Origin of the sequence: Ruegeria sp. HKCCA5491, from assembly GCF_013034565.1 — a bacterium.
Classification (GTDB): Bacteria; Pseudomonadota; Alphaproteobacteria; order Rhodobacterales; family Rhodobacteraceae; genus Ruegeria.
Map to the genome: position 1 here is coordinate 162971 of NZ_WQGG01000010.1, position 24229 is coordinate 187199.

At 56.1% G+C, this 24229-nt stretch carries 25 protein-coding genes and 1 tRNA gene; 15 read left to right on the forward strand and 11 right to left on the reverse strand.

Going from position 1 to position 24229, the window contains the following annotated elements; translation table 11 throughout:
* Positions 1-296: 296 nt before the first annotated feature.
* Complete coding sequence (locus GOV88_RS14545) at positions 297-1034, forward strand: porin (RefSeq protein ID WP_171240880.1); 738 nt, start codon at positions 297-299, stop codon at positions 1032-1034.
* Positions 1035-1155: 121 nt separating this feature from the next.
* Positions 1156-1230: transfer RNA gene (locus GOV88_RS14550), tRNA-Val, on the forward strand.
* A gap of 99 nt (positions 1231-1329) precedes the next feature.
* Here GOV88_RS14550 and lon read toward each other — a convergent pair.
* Both lon and tgt read right to left on the reverse strand, forming a co-directional pair.
* Positions 1330-3738: an endopeptidase La gene (lon, locus tag GOV88_RS14555; protein WP_171240881.1), complete on the reverse strand. Its 2409-nt coding sequence runs from the start codon at positions 3736-3738 to the stop codon at positions 1330-1332.
* A 211-nt stretch (positions 3739-3949) separates the two neighbouring features.
* Positions 3950-5080, reverse strand: coding sequence for a tRNA guanosine(34) transglycosylase Tgt (gene tgt, locus GOV88_RS14560; protein ID WP_171240882.1), 1131 nt, complete (start codon positions 5078-5080; stop codon positions 3950-3952).
* Between the two features lie 328 nt (positions 5081-5408).
* Between tgt and GOV88_RS14565 the strand changes: the two genes are divergently transcribed.
* The 3 genes from GOV88_RS14565 to GOV88_RS14575 all read left to right on the forward strand — a co-directional run bounded on the left by GOV88_RS14565 (position 5409) and on the right by GOV88_RS14575 (position 7033).
* The gene (locus GOV88_RS14565; protein ID WP_171121318.1) at positions 5409-6299 is read left to right on the forward strand and encodes an SPFH domain-containing protein; all 891 of its coding nucleotides are present in this window, start codon (positions 5409-5411) and stop codon (positions 6297-6299) included.
* On the forward strand, positions 6299-6580 hold the full coding sequence (locus GOV88_RS14570) for an NfeD family protein (protein WP_171121317.1): 282 nt from the start codon (positions 6299-6301) through the stop codon (positions 6578-6580). The genes GOV88_RS14565 and GOV88_RS14570 overlap by 1 nt, the downstream gene beginning before the upstream one ends.
* Before the next feature lie 90 nt (positions 6581-6670).
* Positions 6671-7033, forward strand: a complete 363-nt coding sequence (locus tag GOV88_RS14575; RefSeq protein WP_171121316.1) for an SUF system Fe-S cluster assembly protein — start codon at positions 6671-6673, stop codon at positions 7031-7033.
* A gap of 57 nt (positions 7034-7090) precedes the next feature.
* Here GOV88_RS14575 and GOV88_RS14580 read toward each other — a convergent pair whose 3' ends face one another.
* A complete protein-coding gene (locus GOV88_RS14580; RefSeq protein WP_254429111.1) occupies positions 7091-7426 on the reverse strand; it encodes a hypothetical protein in 336 nt (111 codons plus the stop codon).
* A 189-nt stretch (positions 7427-7615) separates the two neighbouring features.
* On the opposite strand from GOV88_RS14580, the gene GOV88_RS14585 reads away from it, so the two are divergent.
* Positions 7616-7981: an iron-sulfur cluster assembly accessory protein gene (locus GOV88_RS14585; RefSeq protein WP_171125231.1), complete on the forward strand. Its 366-nt coding sequence runs from the start codon at positions 7616-7618 to the stop codon at positions 7979-7981.
* On the opposite strand, the gene GOV88_RS14590 is transcribed toward GOV88_RS14585, so the two are convergent.
* Positions 7978-8892, reverse strand: a complete 915-nt coding sequence (locus GOV88_RS14590) for an isopenicillin N synthase family oxygenase (RefSeq protein WP_171240883.1) — start codon at positions 8890-8892, stop codon at positions 7978-7980. The genes GOV88_RS14585 and GOV88_RS14590 overlap by 4 nt on opposite strands.
* 122 nt (positions 8893-9014) lie before the next feature.
* Here GOV88_RS14590 and tpiA point away from each other — a divergent pair, with 122 nt between their 5' ends.
* Positions 9015-9764 (forward strand): triose-phosphate isomerase, encoded by a 750-nt coding sequence (tpiA, locus tag GOV88_RS14595; protein WP_171240884.1) that lies wholly within the window; start codon positions 9015-9017, stop codon positions 9762-9764.
* Positions 9765-9767: 3 nt separating this feature from the next.
* Here tpiA and GOV88_RS14600 read toward each other — a convergent pair whose 3' ends face one another.
* From GOV88_RS14600 to GOV88_RS14625, 6 genes are all read right to left on the reverse strand, one after another.
* A complete protein-coding gene (locus GOV88_RS14600; RefSeq protein WP_171240885.1) occupies positions 9768-10079 on the reverse strand; it encodes a multidrug efflux SMR transporter in 312 nt (103 codons plus the stop codon).
* A 154-nt stretch (positions 10080-10233) separates the two neighbouring features.
* On the reverse strand, positions 10234-11610 hold the full coding sequence (locus GOV88_RS14605) for a TRAP transporter large permease (RefSeq protein ID WP_171240886.1): 1377 nt from the start codon (positions 11608-11610) through the stop codon (positions 10234-10236).
* Positions 11610-12287: a TRAP transporter small permease gene (locus tag GOV88_RS14610; protein WP_171125241.1), complete on the reverse strand. Its 678-nt coding sequence runs from the start codon at positions 12285-12287 to the stop codon at positions 11610-11612. The genes GOV88_RS14605 and GOV88_RS14610 overlap by 1 nt, the downstream gene beginning before the upstream one ends.
* A gap of 114 nt (positions 12288-12401) precedes the next feature.
* Positions 12402-13403 (reverse strand): DctP family TRAP transporter solute-binding subunit, encoded by a 1002-nt coding sequence (locus GOV88_RS14615; RefSeq protein ID WP_305848809.1) that lies wholly within the window; start codon positions 13401-13403, stop codon positions 12402-12404.
* 358 nt (positions 13404-13761) lie between these two features.
* A complete protein-coding gene (locus GOV88_RS14620; protein WP_171240887.1) occupies positions 13762-14991 on the reverse strand; it encodes a sigma-54 dependent transcriptional regulator in 1230 nt (409 codons plus the stop codon).
* On the reverse strand, positions 14988-16727 hold the full coding sequence (locus GOV88_RS14625; protein ID WP_171240911.1) for an ATP-binding protein: 1740 nt from the start codon (positions 16725-16727) through the stop codon (positions 14988-14990). The genes GOV88_RS14620 and GOV88_RS14625 overlap by 4 nt, the downstream gene beginning before the upstream one ends.
* 47 nt (positions 16728-16774) lie before the next feature.
* Here GOV88_RS14625 and GOV88_RS14630 point away from each other — a divergent pair, with 47 nt between their 5' ends.
* Complete coding sequence (locus tag GOV88_RS14630; protein ID WP_171240888.1) at positions 16775-17956, forward strand: cytochrome P450; 1182 nt, start codon at positions 16775-16777, stop codon at positions 17954-17956.
* 4 nt (positions 17957-17960) lie between these two features.
* Here GOV88_RS14630 and GOV88_RS14635 read toward each other — a convergent pair whose 3' ends face one another.
* Positions 17961-18440 carry an Lrp/AsnC family transcriptional regulator gene (locus GOV88_RS14635; protein ID WP_170442447.1) on the reverse strand — a complete coding sequence of 160 codons (480 nt, stop codon included), beginning with the start codon at positions 18438-18440 and terminating at the stop codon, positions 17961-17963.
* Positions 18441-18583: 143 nt separating this feature from the next.
* Here GOV88_RS14635 and cobA point away from each other — a divergent pair, with 143 nt between their 5' ends.
* The 7 genes from cobA to infC all read left to right on the forward strand — a co-directional run bounded on the left by cobA (position 18584) and on the right by infC (position 24212).
* Positions 18584-19360: a uroporphyrinogen-III C-methyltransferase gene (gene cobA / locus GOV88_RS14640; RefSeq protein ID WP_171240889.1), complete on the forward strand. Its 777-nt coding sequence runs from the start codon at positions 18584-18586 to the stop codon at positions 19358-19360.
* Positions 19360-19674 carry a DUF2849 domain-containing protein gene (locus tag GOV88_RS14645; RefSeq protein ID WP_171121305.1) on the forward strand — a complete coding sequence of 105 codons (315 nt, stop codon included), beginning with the start codon at positions 19360-19362 and terminating at the stop codon, positions 19672-19674. Before cobA ends, GOV88_RS14645 begins: the two co-directional genes overlap by 1 nt.
* A 65-nt stretch (positions 19675-19739) precedes the next feature.
* A complete protein-coding gene (locus tag GOV88_RS14650; RefSeq protein WP_171240890.1) occupies positions 19740-21404 on the forward strand; it encodes a nitrite/sulfite reductase in 1665 nt (554 codons plus the stop codon).
* Positions 21394-22155 (forward strand): phosphoadenylyl-sulfate reductase, encoded by a 762-nt coding sequence (locus tag GOV88_RS14655; protein WP_171240891.1) that lies wholly within the window; start codon positions 21394-21396, stop codon positions 22153-22155. Before GOV88_RS14650 ends, GOV88_RS14655 begins: the two co-directional genes overlap by 11 nt.
* The gene (locus GOV88_RS14660; RefSeq protein ID WP_171121302.1) at positions 22152-22559 is read left to right on the forward strand and encodes a DUF934 domain-containing protein; all 408 of its coding nucleotides are present in this window, start codon (positions 22152-22154) and stop codon (positions 22557-22559) included. The genes GOV88_RS14655 and GOV88_RS14660 overlap by 4 nt, the downstream gene beginning before the upstream one ends.
* Before the next feature lie 111 nt (positions 22560-22670).
* Positions 22671-23504, forward strand: a complete 834-nt coding sequence (locus tag GOV88_RS14665) for a ferredoxin--NADP reductase (RefSeq protein ID WP_171240892.1) — start codon at positions 22671-22673, stop codon at positions 23502-23504.
* A gap of 159 nt (positions 23505-23663) precedes the next feature.
* Complete coding sequence (gene infC, locus GOV88_RS14670; protein WP_171121702.1) at positions 23664-24212, forward strand: translation initiation factor IF-3; 549 nt, start codon at positions 23664-23666, stop codon at positions 24210-24212.
* Positions 24213-24229 lie beyond the last annotated feature (17 nt).

The window sequence follows — 24229 nt, forward strand, 5'->3', positions numbered from 1 at the left end:
TGTATTATGGCTAGGCTCGGACATCGTCAAGCGGCGTTTTGAAGATTTTTCCGAATTCCAAAAATTTCTTGGCCCACAGGTCGGCGCGCCTGCCCGTCTTCGCAGTACACATTGTTATTTCACGACGACACGAAGTCCTTAACCGAAAATCTCCTTATAGGTGTGTCTGGCCTGCAACATCGACACGATTTCATATCGACTCAGTACACATTCCAGACCTAGGTGACTAGAGCAGCGCTCACCGGAAGAGTCTCAATCAGACGCTACCCAAAACAAGAAAAAGACGGAGCAGAATAATGAAAAAATTATTCATTATCAGCGCACTATCGGTAACAATTGCCGCAAGCCATGCCAACGCAGTCGAAGTGACCGGTGGCTATCTGGATCTAGGTTACAGAACTTTCACAGACAGCGATCTGGGTGATGTATTTAACCTGAACGGATCTGGCGAGCTGGCATTCAATCGTGCATTCAGCGCGCAGTTGGACCTGGGCGGTTACCGCTTTCAGGATTTGGGTGAAAACGCGACAAACTGGACGCTGCACGCAAACTGGCACACCAGCAAGAACGCCTCATTCGGTGCGTTTTATGGGCAGGAAAGCATCGATTCTCTTGATGTGGAATTCTACGGTCTGGAAACTGGCTTCGACGCAGGACCAGCTGAGGTTGAAGGCTATATCGCACGTCAACAGTTGAGCGATTTTTCGGACGTTGACGGCAATATGTTCGGTGTATCGGTTACGGCAGACCTGAACGACAAATGGGAATTCACCGCCAGCTATGATCTGGTGAATGACGTTGTCGGAGTGTTGGATTTTGATCTGTTTGCACTTGGCGCGAATTACGCAGCCAGCGACAACGCCGAGGTCTACGGGATTCTCGGAGTTGCGCATATCTCCTCGCCTGTCGTTTCGGGTAACACGAACGAAGCTTATATCGGTGTCGGGGTCCGGATGAATTTCGGCAACGAACGCGGAACCACATTCGGACGCCGTGAAGTTTTCGACAAGCTTCCCGGCCTGCCTGGCCTGTAAAGACCAAAGCCCCGGAGATTACCTTCGGGGCTTTTCCTTCCAGGGGATATCAAACGACACACCAAATCTCAATTGGCCCCTCTTGCAGACGTCAATGACTCGCTGTAAGACGCCGCCTTACGGGTGATTAGCTCAGTGGTAGAGCGCTTCGTTCACATCGAAGATGTCAGGAGTTCAAATCTCTTATCACCCACCACCTACCCTTTTTAACATCGCGAACAGACCTTTGGACTTGTCGTCCGGGCATAAAAAGAAGGGCGAGGTCGAAACCCCGCCCAGTCCATAAAATCAAAGCTTAGTGCGTCGTTGCAGACGCCCCTGAACTATCCTTCGACTTTGCCGCCGCCGCTGCTGCTTCTTCTGCGGCTTCGTCCCATTCGATCGGCTCAGGTTCGCGCACCAGCGCTTGTTTCAGAACTTCGGACACGTGGGTTACGGGAATGATTTCCAGCCCCTCTTTTACATTGTCCGGAATATCCGCCAGATCTTTTTCATTCTCTTCCGGGATCAGGACCGTCTTGATACCACCGCGCAGGGCCGCCAGCAGCTTTTCTTTCAGCCCCCCAATCGGCATTGCGTTACCGCGCAGCGACACTTCGCCCGTCATGGCGATGTCTTTGCGCACCGGAATACCGGTTAGCACCGAGACGATCGACGTCACCATTGCCAGTCCGGCAGAGGGCCCATCCTTGGGCGTCGCGCCGTCCGGCACGTGAACGTGGATATCAAGCGTGTCAAATTTCGGCGGCTTGACCCCGATCTGAGGCGAAATTGAACGAACATAAGACGAAGCGGCGTCGATCGACTCTTTCATCACATCGCCCAACTTACCCGTGGTCTTCATGCGACCTTTGCCCGGCAGTTTCAGCGCCTCGATGTGCAGCAGATCGCCACCAACCGACGTCCAGGCCAGACCGGTTACAACACCAACCTGATCGTCCTGTTCGGCCAGACCATAACGGAACTTGGGCACGCCGAGAAAGTCATCCAGATTTTCGGGCGTCACGGTAACCGATTCCGCCTCTTTCTTGATGATCTTGGTCAGCGATTTCCGAGCAACCTTGGCAATTTCACGTTCAAGGTTCCGCACGCCCGCCTCGCGAGTATAGGTGCGGATGATCGACTGCAACGCCTCATCGGTCAGTTCAAATTCCTTGGCCTTTAGACCGTGGTTCTTGACCTGCTTGCTGATCAGGTGCTGCTTGGCGATCTCGGACTTCTCTTCCTCCGTATAGCCAGCCAGCGGAATGATCTCCATCCGGTCCAACAGAGGCCCAGGCATATTGTAGCTGTTCGAGGTGGTTAGGAACATCACGTTGGATAGGTCATATTCGACCTCAAGGTAGTGGTCCATGAACGTGCTGTTCTGTTCCGGGTCCAACACTTCCAGCATCGCCGAAGCCGGGTCGCCACGGAAATCCTGCCCCATCTTGTCGATTTCATCGAGCAAGATCAGCGGGTTCGTGGTTTTTGCCTTCTTCAGCGCCTGAATGATCTTACCGGGCATCGAGCCGATATAGGTCCGGCGGTGACCTCGAATCTCGGATTCGTCGCGCACACCACCCAGCGAGATGCGAATGAACTCGCGCCCCGTGGCTTTGGCAACCGACTTACCAAGCGAGGTTTTACCCACACCCGGGGGGCCAACAAGACACAGGATCGGGCCTTTCAGCTTTTTCGACCGCTGCTGAACCGCTAGATATTCGACGATCCGTTCCTTGACCTTCTCAAGGCCATAGTGATCGGCATCCAGAATATCCTGCGCACGGCCCAAGTCCTTTTTGACGCGGGATTTGGTGCCCCACGGCAGAGACGAGATCCAGTCCAGATAATTCCGCACGACTGTGGCCTCAGCCGACATGGGCGACATGTTCTTGAGCTTCTTCAGCTCGCCTTCGGCCTTTTCGCGCGCCTCTTTCGACAGCTTGGTCTCGGCGATTTTGGCTTCCAGTTCAGCAACTTCGTTGCTGCCGTCCTCACCATCGCCCAGCTCCTTCTGAATGGCCTTCATCTGCTCATTCAGGTAGTACTCGCGCTGGGTCTTCTCCATCTGAGATTTCACGCGGGTCTTGATCTTTTTCTCGACCTGCAGAACCGACATCTCGCCCTGCATCAGACCATAGACCTTCTCAAGCCGTTCACTGACACTGAGGGTTTCCAGCAACTCCTGCTTCTGTTCAACCTCGATGCCCAAATGACCCGACACAAGATCAGCAAGCTTCGCCGGTTCGGCAGTTTCACCTACCGCAGTAAGGGCTTCTTCTGGGATGTTCTTGCGTACCTTCGCGTAACGCTCGAATTCATCGGCAACGGTGCGCAACAACGCTTCGGTTGTGGTCACGTCACCGGGAATTTCGGTCAGGTATTCCGCGCGGGCTTCAAAGAATTCGTCATTCGTCAGGAATTCGTTGATCTGAACACGCGCCTGCCCTTCAACCAGCACTTTTACAGTACCGTCAGGCAGTTTCAGCAGCTGCAGAACATTCGCCAAAACACCTGAGCGATAGATGCCGTCTTCCGAAGGATCATCATCGCTTGGGTCAATCTGGCTGGACAGCAGAATCTGCTTGTCGTCCTGCATCACTTCTTCCAGCGCGCGGACGGATTTTTCCCGACCCACGAACAGCGGCACGATCATGTGTGGGAATACCACAATGTCGCGCAGCGGAAGTACTGGGTACGAGGAATTCAGAGGCTCTTGCATGCTCAATCCTTATCATTGGCAAGACGGCACCGGTCCCTCATCGAGGCAACGCCCGACCGTCTCCTGTTTGGACGATTAAGGTGGGGCTTCACCGCCCGTTTTCAACCTCACCGTCATTTGTCTCAATCAGAATGACGCGTGGTTTTTCGGACTGCAAGGCGTCGCGCCAATATATCCACGGATTTTACCTCATGAAGGCGGTTCCGCGTTATTAAATCGGCTCAATATCGCCTTGCGCGCGCTGCGCGTGGAATTCGGAATGCCACGCCTGAAAGTTTCCCGCCGCGATAGCGTCACGCATTCCCTGCATGATTTCCTGAAAATAATGCAGGTTATGCCAGGTCAAAAGCATTCCCGAAATCATCTCATTCGACCGGAACACGTGGTGCAGATATGCGCGGGAATAGTTGGAACAGGCCGGGCACGCGCAATTCTCGTCCAATGGGCGTGGATCATCGGCGTGGCGCGCATTCTTAATGTTTACAACGCCATAGCGCGTGAACACCTGCCCCGTGCGCCCGGACCGAGATGGAAGGACGCAGTCCATCATATCAATTCCGCGTGCAACGGCCCCAATGATATCGTCGGGCTTTCCGACACCCATAAGATACCGAGGCTTATCTGCCGGCAGCATATCGGGGGCGAAATCCAGCACGTCGAACATGGCCTCTTGGCCTTCCCCAACGGCCAATCCGCCGACCGCGTAACCTTCGAACCCGATTTCTTTCAACGCGTCGGCCGATTCCTCGCGAAAGTCCTGTTCCAGCCCCCCTTGCTGGATACCGAACAATGCATGACCGGGACGGTCACCAAAAGCCTCGCGCGACCGCTCGGCCCAACGCATCGACAGGCGCATGGAATCGGCTATCCGATCACGGTCAGCAGGCAGCGCCGGACATTCATCGAAACACATGACGATGTCAGACCCCAGCAGACGCTGGATTTCCATCGACCTTTCTGGCGTCAGTTCATGTTTTGACCCGTCGATATGAGATTTGAAGGTCACGCCCTTTTCAGTCAGCTTACGGAGGCCCGCCAGCGACATGACCTGAAACCCACCCGAATCCGTCAGAATGGGACGTTCCCAGTTCATGAACTTGTGCAGGCCACCCAGCCGATCAATACGCTCGGCAGTTGGGCGAAGCATCAGGTGATAGGTGTTGCCCAGCAATATATCCGCACCGGTCGCACGCACGCTTTCCGGCATCATCGCCTTTACGGTGGCCGCAGTGCCAACAGGCATAAAAGCGGGTGTACGTACGTCGCCACGCGGCGTGTTTATGACGCCCGTTCTGGCCTTGCCATCGGTGGCCTTTAGCTCGAAAGAAAACCGCTCGGTCATTGGATCGCTCTTTGGGTCGCTGAACCGGGCAGCATTTGCCTGATCTGAGGCTGTATTGCAACCCGTCGGCAAGTCGATGCGCAAAGCCCGGTTTTTATGGATCGCACAAAACCCGGAGAATAAACGCCAACCGTGGGGTCGCCTTCGTACATTTACCTCAACCGTACCCAACCTTTTCAGGATGCAAAGCAGCCACATTCCCAAAAATCCGGTACACGGCGTTAAGGTCAAAGATATGCAATTATGCGCATTCCCTTCATACCTGAGTTGAAATTGTGCGATTCAATCCCCAAGTGTATACCATCGTACACAATAATAGAGGACAGATATGACCGAAGACCAAATTTTTGGACTGCTTTCATCAAATATAATCTACTTGCTTGCGGCGGTTCTGGTTGTCGTCGTTATTTTCAAAGGCATTAAAATCGTACCTCAATCCGAAAAATACGTGGTTGAACGGTTTGGCCGACTGCATTCGGTCCTTGGCCCCGGTATCAATTTTATCGTTCCGTTTCTGGATGTTGCGCGCCACAAGATATCCATTCTGGAACGCCAACTTCCCAATGCAACGCAAGACGCGATCACCAAGGACAACGTGCTGGTGCAAATCGACACCTCGGTGTTCTATCGCATTCTGGAACCGGAAAAGACGGTTTACCGTATCCGCGACGTAGACGGTGCGATTGCCACCACCGTGGCGGGGATCGTGCGAGCCGAGATCGGTAAAATGGATCTGGACGAGGTGCAATCAAACCGGGCCCAACTGATCACCCGCATTCAGGAAAGCGTTGAAACCGCGGTGGATGATTGGGGAATCGAAGTGACCCGGGCCGAGATTCTGGATGTGAACCTGGATCAGGCAACCCGCGACGCGATGTTGCAGCAATTGAACGCAGAACGTGCGCGCCGTGCGCAGGTTACCGAGGCCGAAGGTCAGAAACGCTCGGTCGAGCTTCAGGCGGACGCAGAACTTTACGCGGCCGAACAGACTGCTAAGGCGCGCCGTATTCAGGCCGAGGCCGAAGCTTATGCCACCGGCGTTGTTGCCAAGGCCATTCAGGACAATGGCATCGAAGCCGCCCAGTACCAGGTCGCGTTGAAACAAGTTGAAGCCCTGAATGCGCTGGGGAACGGAACCGGTTCGCAAACGATTGTTGTGCCCGCCAACGCACTTGAAGCATTCGGCGATGCGTTCAAAATGCTGAAAGGAGCAAAGTGATGGCCGACCCGTTCTGGCTGACATGGTGGATCTGGCTTGCCGGGGCTTTAGCCCTCGGCATCCTAGAGATCGTCTTGCCCGGGTTCATCTTTCTTGGCTTTGCGATCGGTGCCGCAATTACGGGTATCTTGCTGGTAATTCCCGGCTTCGCCCCGTCGCTGTCGATTTTGCTGCTGATCTTTGCGGTGTTGTCATTGGTTTCCTGGCTTGTGTTGCGGCGCATGTATTCATTGCCCCATGGACAGGTGAAAACCTTCAACCACGACATCAACGAAAAATAGCGCTGGCGCCCTTTTTGGCGCCACACCCCCACTGGACGCTGCCAGTGGCTTTCCCTATATAAATTCTCAGGAAACAGACCCGAGGCAAAAATGACTCATCCGAGTGAACAGTTTGAAGGAACCCCGCTGATCGCGCCTTCAACCATCGAGCACCCCCTGTATGACGCAGTGGTCGAAGCTTGCCGGACGGTCTATGACCCTGAGATCCCTGTAAATATTTACGATCTGGGCCTGATCTATACGATCGACATTACCAGCGATAACGCAGTCAAGGTCATCATGACACTGACGGCTCCGGGTTGCCCTGTTGCCGGTGAAATGCCCGGCTGGATCGTTGAGGCTATTGAGCCTGTCGCTGGCGTCAAAGAGGTTGACGTCGAACTGACGTGGGAGCCGCCCTGGGGCATGGAAATGATGTCCGACGAGGCGCGGCTTGAACTGGGCTTCATGTAAACCCCGTGATTACAATGGCCTAAGTTGAATAGGGCAACCAGGCCGATATCCCGCCGATCACTGAATGTTGCAAGTGGTCTTTATCTCGTCGGCGCGCTGGTCCAACTGTTTGACGTAATCGCCTGACAACATTGTAAGTCTTTTCTTTTCGGTTCCGGTGACCAGCCCCAGCAACGCGCCTGCGGGGGTGATCGCAATCGCGCTCTCAACTTGCTGATCCTGCGCATGTTTCTTTTCTGCGGCAATTGCGCGAAGATCACCTTCGGCGGTTGCGCAGTTTACAGGGTGACGAGCTGCCTCATCCGCCATCGACATGCCCGAAACGGCTAGAATTGCTGCGGTCGCGGATAAAACAAACAATCCGCGCTGCGTCTTCTTAAATCGACTGTTCATAAGATTGTGCCCTCTGAATTCTCTGCTCAAACACGGTTCAGGCTAAAACCATCATGTTGCCAAAAGCAAATGAATACAGGCCCATTTCGCAAACTTGACTCGAAAAGTTAGGTAAGCAGGGCTGCTATGACTTGAGACTGCGTCGAGTCAGCATTAAATTGAAACCAACCTGTGAAAACGGAGATCAACATGTTCGGCATTCCCGGCAAAAACGCCGTGACGATGACGCCTAAAGCTGCTGCGCAGATTGCCCGCCTGATGGATACTGGCGGACATGCCGGTTTGCGTATTGGCGTAAAGAAAGGCGGTTGTGCCGGCATGGAATACACGATGGACTATGTCGACGAAGCCGATGTCAATGATGAGGTCGTTGAACAGGACGGTGCGCGGGTCATGATCGCGCCGATGGCGCAGATGTTCCTATTCGGAACCGAGATTGACTATGAAGTGTCGCTGTTGGAATCCGGTTTCAAGTTCCGCAACCCCAACGTTGTCGATGCCTGCGGTTGCGGTGAATCCATTAAGTTCGACGAAACCCTGTCAACACAGCGTTAAGACGCCGTCTTTAGGTGGATGTATGTTTCATTGAACCGACGGGTGAGGTGTTCTCCGGCGGATATAATTTGATCTGAGTCCGGTGGCGCGACATTGGTGTCGTAGGACGGGTTGAAAAACAGCGGAATTGAAAGCCGCTCTTCCGCGCCTCCGACAACCCTGTGCATCGTCGCTTTAACCTGCCCTTCGGTCCAGAACTCCAACATTTCCCCGAAATTGATAATAAAGGTGCCTGGATCAGCACGCACCTCGGCCCAGTTACCATCCGGCACCTGCGCCTCAAGACCCGGCGTACCATCTGTGGCCAATAGGGTCAGACAGCCATAGTCCGTATGTGCGCCGATACCGAAATCCTGCGCGCCAGCCCACGCGGGGCGTTGTGGGTAGAAATTGCCCCTCAGCAAAGCCATGGGTGTCTCAAAAGCCGTATCAAAGCTGTGCGCGTCCCGGCCCAAAGCGGCAGCAATAGCGCGCAGGATACGCAGCGCAACAGCACAGGCATCGTCATAGTAATCTTGGATCGTGTCCCGAAACCCTGACGGCGATTGGGGCCACAGGTTCGGGGCATAGACGCTCAACCCCCGGTTTGCATAGGGATCGCCAGCCGCCAGTTCATAGCCGCAATCAAACACCTCTTTGAAATCAGGGTTTGCGCTGGGGTCAACCTGCTCGGATCTGGATGCACCCCAGCCCCGGTTTGCGCCGGTCCTAGCCATGTCAACGCGCCTTTTCTCAGCTTCCGGCAGATGAAAGAACGCGCGGTATTCCGACAGCACCCTCTCGACGCGGGTATTGTCCAAACCCGTGTTGGACACACACAGAAAGCCGACATCCCTGACAGCGCGCTGCAGCCGGGCTAACTCGACCTTGTTGCGGGTATCCAGTTTTTCCAGATCCAGAGTGTCGATCATATCTGCCTCATTCTTTTGCGGAATTTCTGTCGATTTCGCCGCTGGTCTGCAACCAGAATTGTCACGCCCTGCCCCGGGTGTTATCCGAGGGTCAAACAACAGATCATGTGGGAGTACGTAAGATGCGGCGCAAGCTGGCGGCAGGTAATTGGAAAATGAACGGAACGTCATCTGCTTTGGGGGAGTTGACGTCGCTCGCAAATACGTACCCCGCCCCGTCGGTTGAAGTTCTGATTTGTCCGCCTGCCACATTGCTCCATAGGGCTGCCGAAACGGTGCATTCCACCGATATCGAAGTTGGAGGGCAGGATTGCCACGCCAACGGGTCTGGCGCGCATACAGGTGATATCAGCGCCGAGATGTTGGTGGATGCGGGGGCCACGGCCGTTATCCTGGGTCATTCCGAACGGCGCGAAGATCATGATGAGCAAAACGAAGACGTCCGCGCCAAGGCTCGCGCTGCCATAGACGCAGGTCTAAAGGCAATTATCTGCGTTGGCGAAAGCCTTGAACAGCGCGAGGCGGCCAATACGCTGGATATCATCGGTGGACAGATGTCGGGCTCGATTCCTGATCTATCCACCGGCGAGAACCTGATCGTCGCATATGAACCCATCTGGGCCATCGGCACCGGCAAGGTGCCGACCTTGGACGAAATTGGTGAGGTTCACGACTTTATCCGCGCCCGTCTGGAACGGCGATTTGGCGAGGGCGTAGGCCGCTCGGTCCGGCTGCTGTATGGCGGGTCGGTCAAGCCGGGTAATGCCGCTGAAATCTTTGCCGTGTCCAATGTGGACGGGGCTTTGGTCGGCGGAGCCAGCCTCAAGGCGCAAGATTTCGCCGGTATCATCGACGCGCTGCAAAACGCCTGAGCGTCAGGCCAGCTTCATCATTACCAGACCAGCCACGATCAAGGCCGCTGCAACAAGGCGCGGGGCTGTAAGAGCCTCGCCCAGAAACATTAACCCGAACATAAAAGCGCCAACCGCACCGATCCCGGTCCAGATTGTGTAGGCCGTTCCCAGTGGCAGGTCGCGCATCGCCAGCGCCAACAGGCCAAACGATCCGATCATTGAAACACCCATCAGGGCCGTAGGCCAAAGCCGCGTATATCCTGCCGATTGCTTCATCGCAACCGCCCAGACGATTTCCAGCAGACCGGCAAATAACAGAAAAACCCAAGGCATTGAGGCACCTCATGTCCGTTCGGGTCGTCCCGAATGATTGACCATAATGGTGAGGTCGTCCTCTGCCCTCAAGATGGGGATGGCGGAAGTGTCATCAAGAGGGGTAGAAAAGAAAAAGCCGGACCGATGAGGCCCGGCTTTTGTGCCGCTTCGGCTAGTTCGTTATGATCTCTGGCCCCATGAAGGTGTTGGGCAAGAAGGTCGATATCCATGGGATATATGTGACCATGATTAGGAAGACGAACAGAACCGCCAGGAAGGGCAGCGCCGCCTTCACGACGCTCATCATAGGCATTCCGGCAACGCCCGAGGTCACGAACAGGTTCAGCCCGACCGGAGGTGTGATCATCCCGATCTCCATGTTGACCACCATGATGATGCCCAGATGGATCGGGTCGATGCCCAGCTCGATGGCAATCGGAAACACCAAGGGTGCAACGATGACCAGCAAGCCCGAGGGCTCCATGAACTGACCGCCGATCAGCAGGATCACGTTTACCACGATCAGGAAGGTCACCGGACCCAGACCAGCCGAAAGCATCGCGCTGGCGATATGTTGCGGTACCTGCTCGTCCGTCAGCACATGTTTCAGGATCAGCGCGTTGGCGATCACGAACAGCAGCGTGACGGTCAACTTCCCAGCCTCAAACAGCGTGTGCTTGGTGTCGGGGTGGATGAACGCCGTGATCAACGCATAGGGCTTTTTGATCAGCTGCAGGTTGGGTTGCCCCTCTTCCGTACTCAGGGGGCCCATGTCCTTGTAGACAAAGCTGGCGATCAGGAACGCATAGACGGCGGCCACGGCTGCGGCCTCGGTCGGGGTGAAGATACCGCCGTAGATACCACCCAGAATAATAACGATCAGGAACAGGCCCCAACCGGCCTCACGGGCCGAGGCGAAGATCTCGCCCCACCCTTTCCAGTCACCTTTGGGCAGGTTCTTGACCTTTGCCATGACATAGATGGTGATCATCAGCATCAGACCAGCCATCAGGCCCGGAATAACCCCGGCCAGGAACATGCGCCCGACCGAAACCTCGACCGCAGCGGCATAGACCACCATCACGATGGAGGGCGGGATCAGGATGCCCAGCGTACCGGCGTTACAGATCACACCGGCGGCGAATTCTTTGGAATAGCCCACCTGACGCATACCTGCGATCACGATCGAACCGATGGCTACCACAGTCGCCGGGGACGACCCCGACAAAGCGGCAAACAACATACAGGCAAACACACCCGCAATCGCCAACCCGCCCGGCAGATGCCCAACACAGGCAATCGAGAACCGGATGATCCGACGCGCCACCCCGCCCGTCGTCATGAAGGACGACGCGAGGATAAAGAACGGGATCGCCAGCAGGGTAAAATGCCCCTCGAATGCCTCAAACAGCGTGCCCGCGACCGAGGCCAGAGAGCTATCGGAATAGATCAGCAGGAACAGTGTCGAGCTGAGGCCAAGCGCCACCGCAATCGGAACACCGATCAGCAGCAGGCCGATGACCATTGAGAATAGAAGAACGACGTCCATTAGTTATGCTCTCCTTGCTGAGCGCGGACTTCTTCAATCTCGTCCTCGACTTCGTGGCTGGCGACAAGGCGGTCGGTTTCGCCGCGCCAGATTTGTACAGCGACCTGCGAAAACCGGATTACCAGCAGCAGCATGGAAACCGGCAAAACCAGATACGGGATGACTTTCGGGATCTTCTCGTAGCCCTCGCCATAGTTGATCAGATCTTCCAGAAAGCGCAGCGGTGCGACCATTGGAATGTCGTCAACTTCATAGAAGCTCTGGCTGCGCGCGCCGGTGTCGAACCCGGTCGGGAACCAACGCCCGGAGGTGGGCGGCAGGTCTGCAAATACCGCCCAATAGTCGTATGACCCCTTCAGCAGCAACAGCGAAAAAACCAAGCAACACGCCACCGAAATCAGCGCCAGAATGCGGCGCGGCCCAGGGGCCAGCATGTTCAGGATCGCGTCCACGCCCAGATGTGCGTGCTTTTTGACCGCATAGGATGCGCCCAGCAGAACCAGCCAGCCGAACATGAACACTGTCAGCTCAAGCGCCCACAGAATATTGGAATTGAAAGCAAACCGCGCGATCACATTGGCAAAGGTCACAGCCGTCATCAGGCCAAGCAACACCGCGATCAGGGTTTCCTCGATATGGTCGATCAGCCCGCCTTGGCCGGGATTCGCACCAGACATCTTTCTGTCCCCACATTTTCTTGTGATGAGAAATATTGGGGCGGGCACATTATGGCCCGCCCGGGCGACGCGTCGATAACTCCCCAGTCCCCCGACGCGTTGCCTGAACCGGGATTAGAACCCGGCGTTGATCGCCTGAGCGGCGTCGATCTTGTCCTGACCCACGTCATCAGCGAATTTGTCCCAGACGGGCTTCATCGCATCGACCCAGGCCTGACGCTGTTCAGGGTTCAGGTCACGGATGATACCACCCGCGTCGGTGATCGAAGCTTTGGCCGCTTCGTTCACAGCAAAGGCTTCTTTGTTCCGGGTTTCTGTCACTTCGTCCAGAATGGTCAGGAACTGTTCACGCACTTCCGGTTCGAGACTGTCCAGCCAGTCGACCGAGGTCACGACCAGATAGTCAATGATGCCGTGGTTGGTCTCGGTGATGCCGTCCTGTACCTCAAAGAACTTCTTGCCATAGATGTTGGACCAGGTGTTTTCCTGCCCGTCCACAACACCCTGTTGCAACGCGCCGTAGACTTCCGAGAACGCCATTTTTTGCGGGCTGCCACCGATAGCTTCCATCTGCGCCACAAGAACGTCCGAGGACTGAACGCGGAACTTCAGACCATCCGCATCCGTCGGATCGACCAGAGGTTTGTTGGCCGACATTTGCTTCATGCCATTGTGCCAGAACGCCAACCCTTGCAGGCCGCGGCGCTGCATGCTGTCTTTCATGGCCTGACCGTCTGCCGATGCCTGGAATGCATCGACCGCGTCGATGTTCTTAAACATGAACGGCAGGTCAAACAGGCGGAACTGCTTGGTGAATTTCTCGAATTTTGACAGCGACGGAGCGGCCAGTTGCACGTCGCCCTGCAGCATCGCTTCCAGCACTTTGTCGTCATTATAGAGGGTCGAGTTTGGGAACACCTCCATGCACATCACGCCGTTCATCTCATCATTGACGCGCTGTTCCAGCAGCGAGGCCGCAATACCCTTGGGGTGTTTGTCCGCGTTTGTCACATGGGCGAATTTCACTACGATTTCGCCGTCATCGCAGGCCGCCATACCAGCAGTTGCAGTTACGGTCAGCGCAACAGCGGTTGCAGCCGTTGTCAGGAATTTCATCAGTCTCTTCCTCCCAGACTTCATAGATGCATTCAAAGGACGCATGGACTGCGTCGCATGCCGGGGAGTGAACCGAATCGTCCCTTACGCCTCAACTTTTTGTTCGATTCCAGGTTTCAAAACTTATTTTTGTTTATTTTCAGATACCTATTGGACATTCCCAACCAACTCTGCGTCAAGGGAATTAGGCCAGTGCGAAATTCCGCACAGGTTTGAACCACTTTGTGCGAAATTCCGCACGATTGACGATTCGTTTACCGAGAATCACCCGGAATCGACCGCAGTTCGCTTGGGCGAACTGCCACCCCCAACGCCTTTAACTGCATGACAATGCAGAAAAAGGGGGCGGGAGGGCATGCTACCTGCGATAGTCTTCTGGGCGAATCTGATATCGGGCAAGCTTGTCATAGAAAGTCTTCCTAGGAAGTTTCAGTGCCTTTGCTGCGTCTGCCGCCTTGCCGTTGTAGCGACCCAATGCCGCGATCAGCAATGACCTTTCCACTTGCGCCATCTGCTCATTCAACCCCAAATCCGCTGCCCGGGATACCTCTTCGGGCATACCTAGGACAAAGCGCATCGCAGCCGACATCAAAGACCGAGAGTTACCCGGCCAATCACTGGCCATAAGCGATGCCAAATGCTCTGATGTCACTTCTGGTGCCGCAATCCCCGTCTGCTCGGCCGCCTGCCCCACATAGTGCCTGAAAATTACCGGTATATCCTCACGACGTTCAGCCAGAGAGGGAATGCGCACCCGCATTACGTCCAACCGATAGAAAAGATCGGCGTTAAACTGTCCCTTGGCTGACAAACTGGCCAAGTCGGTCGTCGTTCCTGCCAGAATCCTTGCCTCGACGCCCTGCTCCAGCATCTCAAGGGCTGCATATTGCGTTGCCTCGGGCATCGTCCCGATCTCATCCAGAAACAAGGAGCCGCCCGCAGCATCTTCACATGCCCGCACCAAATCCTCACGCGAAAGCCCGGAAACCTGTCGTTTGACAAAAGCACCCTGTGCCTGCGGTGACAGCATATGAATGACCTCGGCGACCTTGGCGATACCACTGCCCGCCGGCCCCGTTACAAGGACCTCGGCTTTGGTCGGGGCAACGGTCCGGGTGCGGTTTCGTAGTTCTTCCGCTTGGGGAGAATGCCCAAACAGCAATCGGGCCGCCGGATCGCCGCGCTCAAGCTCTCGCTTAAGCGCCCGCTGTTCCAAAACCTGCGATCGCGCGTCCGTCGCCCGCCCAATAACTTCGAGCAACTCGGCGGCGGCACAGGGCTTTTCCAGAAAATCAAAAGCCCCCTTCCCCATCGCCTGAACAGCCATCGGGATGTCGCCTTCTCCGGTCAACAGAATGACCGGCAACTCGGGATCGACCCCGTGCGCGTAGGTGAGCAGATGAAATCCATCCCGACCGGGCATACGGATATCCGAAACAATTACCCCCTGAAAATCGGTCCGAATGTGATCCTTGGCCGCAACGAATGACCCGGCTGTCACAGGCGCATAATCAGCCAGTTCAAGCGTTTGCGCCAGTGCCTCGCGAACGGCGGCATCGTCATCGACCAGTAATACCTTTCGGGTCATATCGCTTCTTTTTCCCTGAAATGTTCAAGTTCAACAGTGAACTCTGCACCCCTTTCAGTGTTGGAGCCACGAATATTTCCGCCAAAACTCTGGATCAGACCATAAGAAATCGAAAGCCCCAGCCCCATGCCTTCCGAAGACCCAACCGTCTTTGTCGTGTAAAACGGCTCGAACAGTTTTTCCGAGTTTTCTATGCCCGGACCAATATCCCGAACAGTAACAGACAATTTGGACCCCGATCCGATGTGAATACGAATTCGGACCAGCCTTTCATCCTGATGGCTCATGGCATCAGCGGCGTTATTGATGAGGTTTACAAAGACCTGAACCAGCCGCACCTCACCGCCCCACGCATAAACTGGTTCCGCAGGTGAGACCCAATCCATTTGCACCTGTTCCGACCTTAGCCGGGCTTGGGTCAACTCCACCGCAGTATCAATGACCTGTACCAAATTGACCTTGCCCATCGGTTCGCTTTCATTTCGGGAAAAAGCACGCAAGTTCTTGATGATCCGCGCCATGCGCGCCGCCATCTCGGAGATACGAATCAGGTTTTCCGCTGCCCTTTCTTCGCGCCCTCGTGTCAGGAACGCGGTGCCATTGTCCGCAAATTGTTGGATGGCCATCAATGGTTGGTTCAACTCGTGACTGATACCGGCTGACATCTGACCCAGCGCATTCAACTTACCCGCTTGAATAAGGTCCTCTTGGGCGTGCTTCAAGGCTGTCTCAGCCTCCTGCCGCTCGCGCACTTCACGGCGAAGTGCCGTATTCGCAGCCGTGAGAGCGTGGGTTCTCTGCGCGACCCGGCTTTCCAAAACTGCATTGGCTTGCGCAAGGGTACGCCTGCGCTCGGTCGCGAGGAACAGCAAGGCACCGAACGCAAGGCAGATCGCGGCAACAGTTGCCGCCTGAAGACTGGCAAGACGTTGGGCTGGCGCAATGTCCATGACAACTTCGCCCGTCATGCCGATCACCGGCAAATCACGGCTCAGATGCAACGCCCGCGCGGGAAGGTATGGCCCCCATCCCAAATCCCAAACCTCAAAAGGACCAACCTGATCTGCGGCAAACGATAAGGTCTGACCGTCCGGCGGCGTAAGGCCGGGTTGACCTTTCTCGCGCTTCCAGAACAACAGTTCAGTCCTGTTGCTGATGAAGACGACCCCGTTGCGATCTACGAAAAACACAGCTTCGGTGCTGCCGCGCCATTCCTGTTCGATGTCCTCAACATCGGCAATCACCACCAGCGCGCCGGATACCTGACCGCTTGGGGAAAAATCCGGGGCCGCATAGGAAAAGAACCGGTCGCCCTGACTTGTCAAAACACCGTGCTCGCTTCCGAGGGCGCCTTGCATCGCACGTTCGAAGGCCGGATGCCCGGAAACGCTGCCGCCAACCACGTCATGGGCAGCGGCCAGTACCCGGCCCGTTGGATCGGCGTAGATCACGTCGACAGCCGCTGTTTTGTCGGCGACCTCCAGCAACAGAGCGCGCGCCTGCGCCGGGGTATCCGCCCCCTGAAGGTTTCTCAGGTCCGGGTGACCGGCCATAAGAACAGCCAATTCCTGATATACTTGCAGTTGCGTGCTTAAGCGGTCGGCTGCCAGTTCCAAATCCGCCTGGGCTTTTTCGCTGAGTTGTGACAACGCCTGCCGGAAACCATAGGACCACACCCCGGCCGCCAACAGCGCGACAGCAAACAAAAATCCCAGTACGACCCAAACCCTTTGCATGTCATAGGGTCTTGCATTCACTGGGCCGCATGGCAAGTGTGCCCGTCATGAAGACCCTATCACAATCGCCGGTCGACCCGGATTTCGTCCAAAACCCCTATCCTTTTTATGACCGGGCCCGAGAGCACGGCGACCTGTTCTATTGGTCTGAGTACAAAATGCCCGCAGCCGTTTCGCACAAGGCCGTGCAGACACTGCTGAAAGACCGTCGTTTTGGCCGCGAAGTCCCGGTTGAAATGCAAAGCCCCGGCCCCAGCCACCTTGCGCCGTGGCTCGCCGTCGAAGCGCACTCTTTGCTAGAGGCAGAGCCGCCGCGTCACACACGCCTGCGCGCCCTTGTGATGCGCGCCTTTACGTCCCGCGCCATTACGGGCCTTGAAGATTCCATCTACGATCTGAGCCATTCCCTGATTGAACAGTTTCCAGCAACTCCGTTTGACATACTGGGCGGTTTCTGCACTCAGATACCTGTCGTTACAATTTGCAGGCTTCTGGGCGTTCCCGAGGAAAAGTCGCCCGACCTTCTTAGGTGGTCGCATGATATGGTCGCCATGTATCAGGCCAGCAAAACCCGTGAGACCGAAGACAACGCGGCGACCGCGTCCCGGGACTTCACTGCGTTTCTGTCGTCATACATCGAAATGCGCCGCGATGATCCTCGCGACGACCTGATCACCCGCCTGATCGAGGCCGAGGAGCATGGTGAGAAACTCAGCAAAGAAGAGTTGGTGGCCACCTGCATCCTGCTGCTGAACGCTGGGCACGAAGCAACGGTTCATTCCCTGGGAAATGGGATCAAAACGGTATTAGAACTTGGAATTCACAAGGACGCGTTTTCACCAGATGCGATCGACAAGACGGTCGAAGAAGTTCTGCGCTTTGACCCTCCGCTGCATATGTTCACACGCTATGCCTATGAAGACATTGAGATATTCAATCACAGCTTCAAGCGAGGGGATCAGGTAGCACTGTTGCTAGGCGCGGCAAACCGTGATCCGGTTGTATGGGCAAACCCCAATACCTTCGATCCGACCCGCACGATAGTAACGAACAGCAGCTTCGGAGGGGGCTTGCATTTCTGCGTTGGCGCGCCGCTTGCACGGCTCGAGATGCGTATCGCGCTTTCAGTTCTGTTCGAACGGTGCCCGAATTTGCGCCTTAGCAAAGGCCCCGACTATTCAAACAGTTATCACTTTCACGGGTTGAGCCAACTTATAGTCGAGGTTTAAAGCTTCAGCTTTCGATCAAGGCATTCAGAGGCAGCATTGTCGTGGATTTGATTTCCTCCATAGACAGCAACGCCGTAACATTATGAACGCGCACCTCAGAAATCAGTGTCTGATAGAATTCGTCATAGGCACGCGCGTTTTTGACCCGGACTTTCAGGATATAGTCAATGTCACCAGCCAGCCTGTGAGCCTCCTGAACTTCGGGACGATCACGAAGGGCTTTCAAGAACTTTCTCTGCCAGTCTGCCTCATGCTCGGACGTGCGAATTAGAACAAAGAAAGTCGCTTCGAATCCAAGCGCCTCGGCGTCCAACAAAACGGTTTGTTGACCAATAACGCCTGCGCCCTTGAGCTTGCGAATACGATTCCAGACCGGGGTCTTCGAACTGCCGACCCGAGCCGCAATTTCGTCCAGTGATTGACTGGCATCGCGCTGAAGCTCTACCAGAATTTTCCGATCCGTATCGTCAATCCGCACCGACATTCCAATTTTTCCTTCGTTTTAAAACTTTCGTTCCAAATGGGCCCTCCACCGGAACGATAGTTCTTATTTACTCGCCCATATGGCGCATTACTGGGAATATTTCCTATATTGCAAGCCAAGTCAAACCAACCGTGGAACGGGACATGCGGCATTCGCAAACAAATGATGGCATTGGGCACGTCGACTTTGTCGGCGCAGGTCCGGGCGATCCCGAGTTGCTGACCCTCAAGGCGCTAAAAGCCTTTGAGCGTGCAGATGTCGTCCTGCATGACCGACTGATCAGCACCGAGGTACTGGCGCTGGCTGGCCGAAACGCTGTTTTGGTCGACGTAGGCAAGGCCGGGTTTGGTCCGTCTTGGAAACAAGAAGACATCGACGCCCTTCTCGTCAGTCACGCTGCCAACGGTCAGCACGTAGTTCGCCTTAAGTCCGGCGATCCCACGGTGTTTGGACGTCTTGATGAAGAAATCCAAGCGGTTCAGGCCGCAGGGATCTCGTGGACCATTGTTCCGGGCGTTACTGCGGCCTCTGCCGCTGTTGCCGGGATCGGTCAAAGCCTGACCCAACGGGGGCGCAATTCCTCGGTCCGGTTCCTGACGGGCCACGACATGAAAGGTTTCGCGGACCACGATTGGACTGCGCTTGCCCAATCCGGATCCGTCGCTGCGATCTATATGGGCAAAAAGTCCGCTCGGTTCATTCAAGGTCGTCTGATCATGCACGGCGCAGATCGCGCGACTCCGGTAACGCTGATCGAAAACGCATCCCGACCCGATCAGCACGTAATGGCGACCACACTTGATCAACTGCCTGACGATTTAATTGCCGCCGAAATGGATGGCCCAACCCTTATGTTTTATGGCCTCGAACCGCGCAACGCGGTTACTGCCCTGACCCAATACAAGAAGGAGCACGCCTGATGCCCCGCGCTTTTACTCCAAAAGTAATCACCGCAAATCATTTGCTGGAAGGCGACGTGATCTATCTGACCGAGGACGACCGCTGGTCCCGTGACCTGTCCGAGGCCGAGCTAATTACCGACGAAGCACATGCGCAAGTCCGCCTGCTGGATGCTGAACGTCAGGCAAATGTCATCGTCGGCGCGTATCTTGCGGACGCTGTGGCCGGTGAAAACGGCCCCGAACCGACCCATTTTCGGGAAGACTTCCGTCGGACTGGCCCGTCCAATTATGCCCATGGCAAACAGGAAACTTCCCCGCAGCCCCGGACCTGAGATCAGGCCCTCTCTCTCCCCATTAAGCCCCCAGGTATCGGGGCTGCAACCAAGGACAGCTAATCATGTATCGCTACTCCGAGTTCGACACAGCATTTTTGGCAGAACGCAACAAACAGTTCCGCGCACAGGTCGAGCGCCGCATTGACGGCTCATTGACCGAGGACGAGTTCAAACCCCTGCGCCTGATGAACGGCCTGTATCTGCAATTGCACGCCTATATGCTGCGGGTCGCTATCCCTTACGGCACACTCTCCAGTGCGCAGATGCGCCAACTGGCCCTGCTGGCCGCAAAGTGGGACAAAGGTTACGGCCATTTCACCACGCGGCAGAACATCCAGTACAACTGGCCCAAGCTAAAAGACGTGCCGGATATGCTGGACGCGCTGGCCGAAGTGGGAATGCACGCCATTCAGACCTCGGGCAACACCATCCGCAACGTAACTGCCGACCATTTCGCCGGTGCCGCCGCGGATGAGGTCGCCGACCCGCGCCCCTATGCCGAACTGTTGCGCCAGTGGTCCACCGACCACCCGGAATTCCAGTTCATGCCGCGCAAGTTCAAGATCGCCATCACCGGCAGCGAAAACGACCGCGCCGTGATCAAGGCACATGACATCGGTTTGCAACTGGTCGAGCGTGACGGCGTTCTGGGCGCCCGCGTCGTCATAGGCGGCGGTCTAGGCCGCACACCGATGATCGGCAAAGAACTGTCGGACTTCGTCGCCTTTGATGACCTGCTGGCGTACCTTGAGGCCACAGTGTCCGTGTGGAACCAGATCGGTCGCCGCGACAACAAGTACAAGGCGCGCATCAAGATCACTGTGCACGAAAACGGCATCGACACGATCCGCGCCAAGGTCAACGAGCGTTTCCTGCAGGTTCGCCCGCAGTTCAAGGGCGCCGACATGGCCTTGCTGGATGAGATCAAAACCCACTTTGCCGCGCCCGATTTCCGCGAAACTTCGGTTGCCTCGTTCGAGAGTGCCTACAGCAACGATCCGGTGTTCCGTTCGTGGGTCGACACCAACATCGCGCCGCATAAGAACGCGGACCACGCGATTGTCACGATCTCGATCAAAAAGCACGGCGCAACGCCGGGCGATGCGACCGCCGAACAGATGCGTGTGATGGCCGACCTAGCCGAAGAATTCGCCTATGACGAACTGCGCATCAGCCATGAGCAGAACGTGATCCTGCCGCATGTCCACAAGTCGGACCTGCCCGCGATCCACGCGAAGCTGAAGGAATACGAACTGGCCACCGCCAATATTGGCCTGATCAGCGACATTATCGCCTGCCCCGGCATGGACTATTGCGCGCTGGCCACAGCACGCTCGATCCCGGTTGCGCAGGAAATCGCAACCCGCTTCGATGACCTGAAGCTGGAGCATGATATCGGCCACCTGAAGATCAAGATCTCGGGCTGCATCAACGCCTGTGGGCATCACCATGTGGGTCACATCGGTATCCTGGGCCTGGATCGTGCAGGAGTCGAGAACTACCAGATCACTCTGGGCGGTGACGGCACCGAGACAGCAGCCATTGGCGATCGCACCGGTCCCGGCTTTGCCTATGATGAGATCGTCCCGGCAGTCGAGCGGATCGTGAACACCTATCTGGAACAGCGCGACAGCGCCGAAGAGGAGTTCCTGCAAACCTACCGCCGTGTTGGCATGGCTCCGTTCAAGGCTGCTCTGTACCCCGAGGCTCAGGCGAATGCCGCTTGATCTGATCCAGACGGAACTGGGCAAGGACCGCAGCGAGCTGACCGAAAAGGTCGATGCGCTGAACGCCCGGTTCCGGCACCACAGTGCGCATGACGTGATGCACGGTGCCATCGACCAGATTGAAGACCTTGCCCTGGTGTCTAGTTTCGGGGCCGAGTCGGTGGTGTTGCTGCACATGGCGGCGGTCGTCGACAAGATGACCCCGGTGCTGTTCGTGGACACGCAGATGCTGTTCACCGAAACGCTGGAATACCAGCAGGGGGTGAGCGAACGTCTGGGCCTGAAAAACGTGCAGATCATCCGCGCCGAGGACGAAGATGTGCAACGTGACGACCCCTATGGAGCCTTGCGCTTGCGGGATACGGATGCGTGCTGCAACTTGCGCAAGACCTTTCCGCTGCAAAAGGCCCTTATGGGCTATAGCGGTTGGATAACTGGGCGCAAACGGTTTCAGTCCGGCACCCGCGCTGCGCTTGACTTCTTTGAGGTCGAGGACGGAACGGGCCGGATCAAGGTCAACCCGCTGGCGCATTGGGCACCCGAGGATGTGCGCGCCTACATGGACGAAAACAACCTGCCTCGGCATCCGCTGGTGGCCAAAGGATACCCTTCGATCGGCTGTGCGCCCTGCACCTCGCCGGTCAAGGATGGCGAAGACCCGCGCGCCGGACGCTGGCGCGACCAGAACAAGGAAGAATGCGGCATCCATTTTGTCGATGGCAAGATGATGCGCGCCGGAGAGACATCATGAACGTAATCGTTACCGATGAGGGCTTTGCCCCCGACGACTGGACCGATGGGTTTGTCACACTGGAAGACACCGCCAACGACGTTGTTGCGCTGGACGTTGCCTCGGACACTGACCCCGATGAACTTTTTGAACGCCTGGGCAACGCCAAGATGGTACGCGTGGATTTTCCGTCCTCGGCAGACGGACGTGGTTTTACAATCGCACGCATTCTGCGCTTGAAAGGCTATTCAGGCCGCTTGCGCGCAAAGGGGCATGTCCTGGCCGATCAATACGCCATGGCCCGCCGCAGCGGATTCGACGAAGTTGAAATAGATCACAACCTTGCAAATCGGCAGCCCGAAGATCAGTGGCTAGCGCGTGCGAACTGGGAAGAGAACAACTACCAAGCCCGCCTGCGCGGTTAACCGCAACTAATCGACAGCTTGTCGACAGGACGTTGCGGCAACTGCCCCCTTTTCCTGACTTGGATCAAAGATTAAACGGAGATGTCGGTTTAGCAAACCGACAGTGAAACGATGACAGAGATGAAGCCCGTGACCGAAGCAACCACCGTGAAGGCCCCCGTTCTGCCGGACGCGCAGACCGTAACTGACGTCAAGCATTGGACCGACAGCCTGTTTTCCTTCAAGGTATCGCGCCCTGCCTCGCTACGCTTCCGCTCGGGTGAGTTCGTGATGATCGGCCTGTTGGGCGACAACGGAAAGCCTTTGCTGCGCGCCTATTCGATCGCTTCGCCATCGTGGGATGAAGAGCTGGAGTTCTACTCGATCAAGGTTCAGGATGGCCCGCTGACCTCGAAGCTACAGCATATCAAGCCCGGCGATCAGATCATCCTGCGGCCCAAGCCCGTGGGCACGCTGGTCCACGACGCCCTGCTGCCGGGCAAGCGATTGTGGTTCTTTGCCACCGGCACCGGTTTCGCGCCTTTCGCTTCGCTGCTGCGCGAGCCGCAGACCTACGAAGATTACGACGAAGTCATCATCACCCACACCTGCCGCGAAGTGGCCGAGCTGGAATATGGCCGTCAACTGATCGAAGACATACGTCAGGATGAGATGCTTGCCGAACTGATGGGCGAAGGTTTTGCAGACAAGATCCGCTACTACCCGACCACGACTCGGGAAAAGAGCCCAAAGATGGGCCGCATAACCAATTTGCTGAACGACGGCACCGTTTTCGCGGACCTTGGCATCGAAGGCGGCATCAAACCTGAAACCGACCGCGCGATGGTGTGTGGTTCGCTGGCCTTTAACCTCGATATCAAGGAAATCCTTGAAGGGTTCGGCCTGCGCGAGGGTGCAAATTCCGAGCCCAAGGAATTTGTGATCGAAAAAGCCTTTGTCGGCTGATCAGACCGTGCCGGTCACCGCACAGACTGTGACCGGCGCATAAACCTGCCGTGAATCATGTGAATTTCAATCGTTTCAGCACGGTTGGCGCTTGAAACAGGGCGCGTGGCAGTCTAAATTTCGGGCTCGAAATTCTGCAATCATCAAAGGAATGAACCCATAGCCCGCAGACCTCACAACGCGCCGCCGCAACGAGAAACCGGCCCGCGCGTCAATGAAAAGATCCGTGCCCCCGAAATTCGCCTGATTGGTGCCGATGGTGACAACGTCGGGGTGGTTCATCCCGCTAAAGCCATGCAACTTGCCGCCGATGCCGGCCTCGACCTGGTTGAGATTTCGCCCAACGCGAACCCCCCGGTCTGCAAGATCATGGATTTTGGCAAGTTCAAGTACGAACAGCAGAAACGCGAAAGCGAAGCCCGCAAGAAACAAAAAGTCATCGAAGTGAAAGAGGTCAAATTCCGGCCCAACACCGATACGCATGACTATGACGTCAAGATGAAGAACGTCTTCAAGTTTCTGGAAAAGGGCGACAAGGTCAAAGTCACCCTGCGCTTCCGTGGTCGTGAAATGGCACACCAAAATCTGGGACGTGAGCTGTTGGAACGTGTGGCCGAGGACATCAAGGAACTGGGCAAGGTCGAGAACATGCCCAAGATGGAAGGCCGCCAAATGATCATGATGATCGGGCCGTTGCCGCAGAAATAAATCTGACTCTGTTTAAT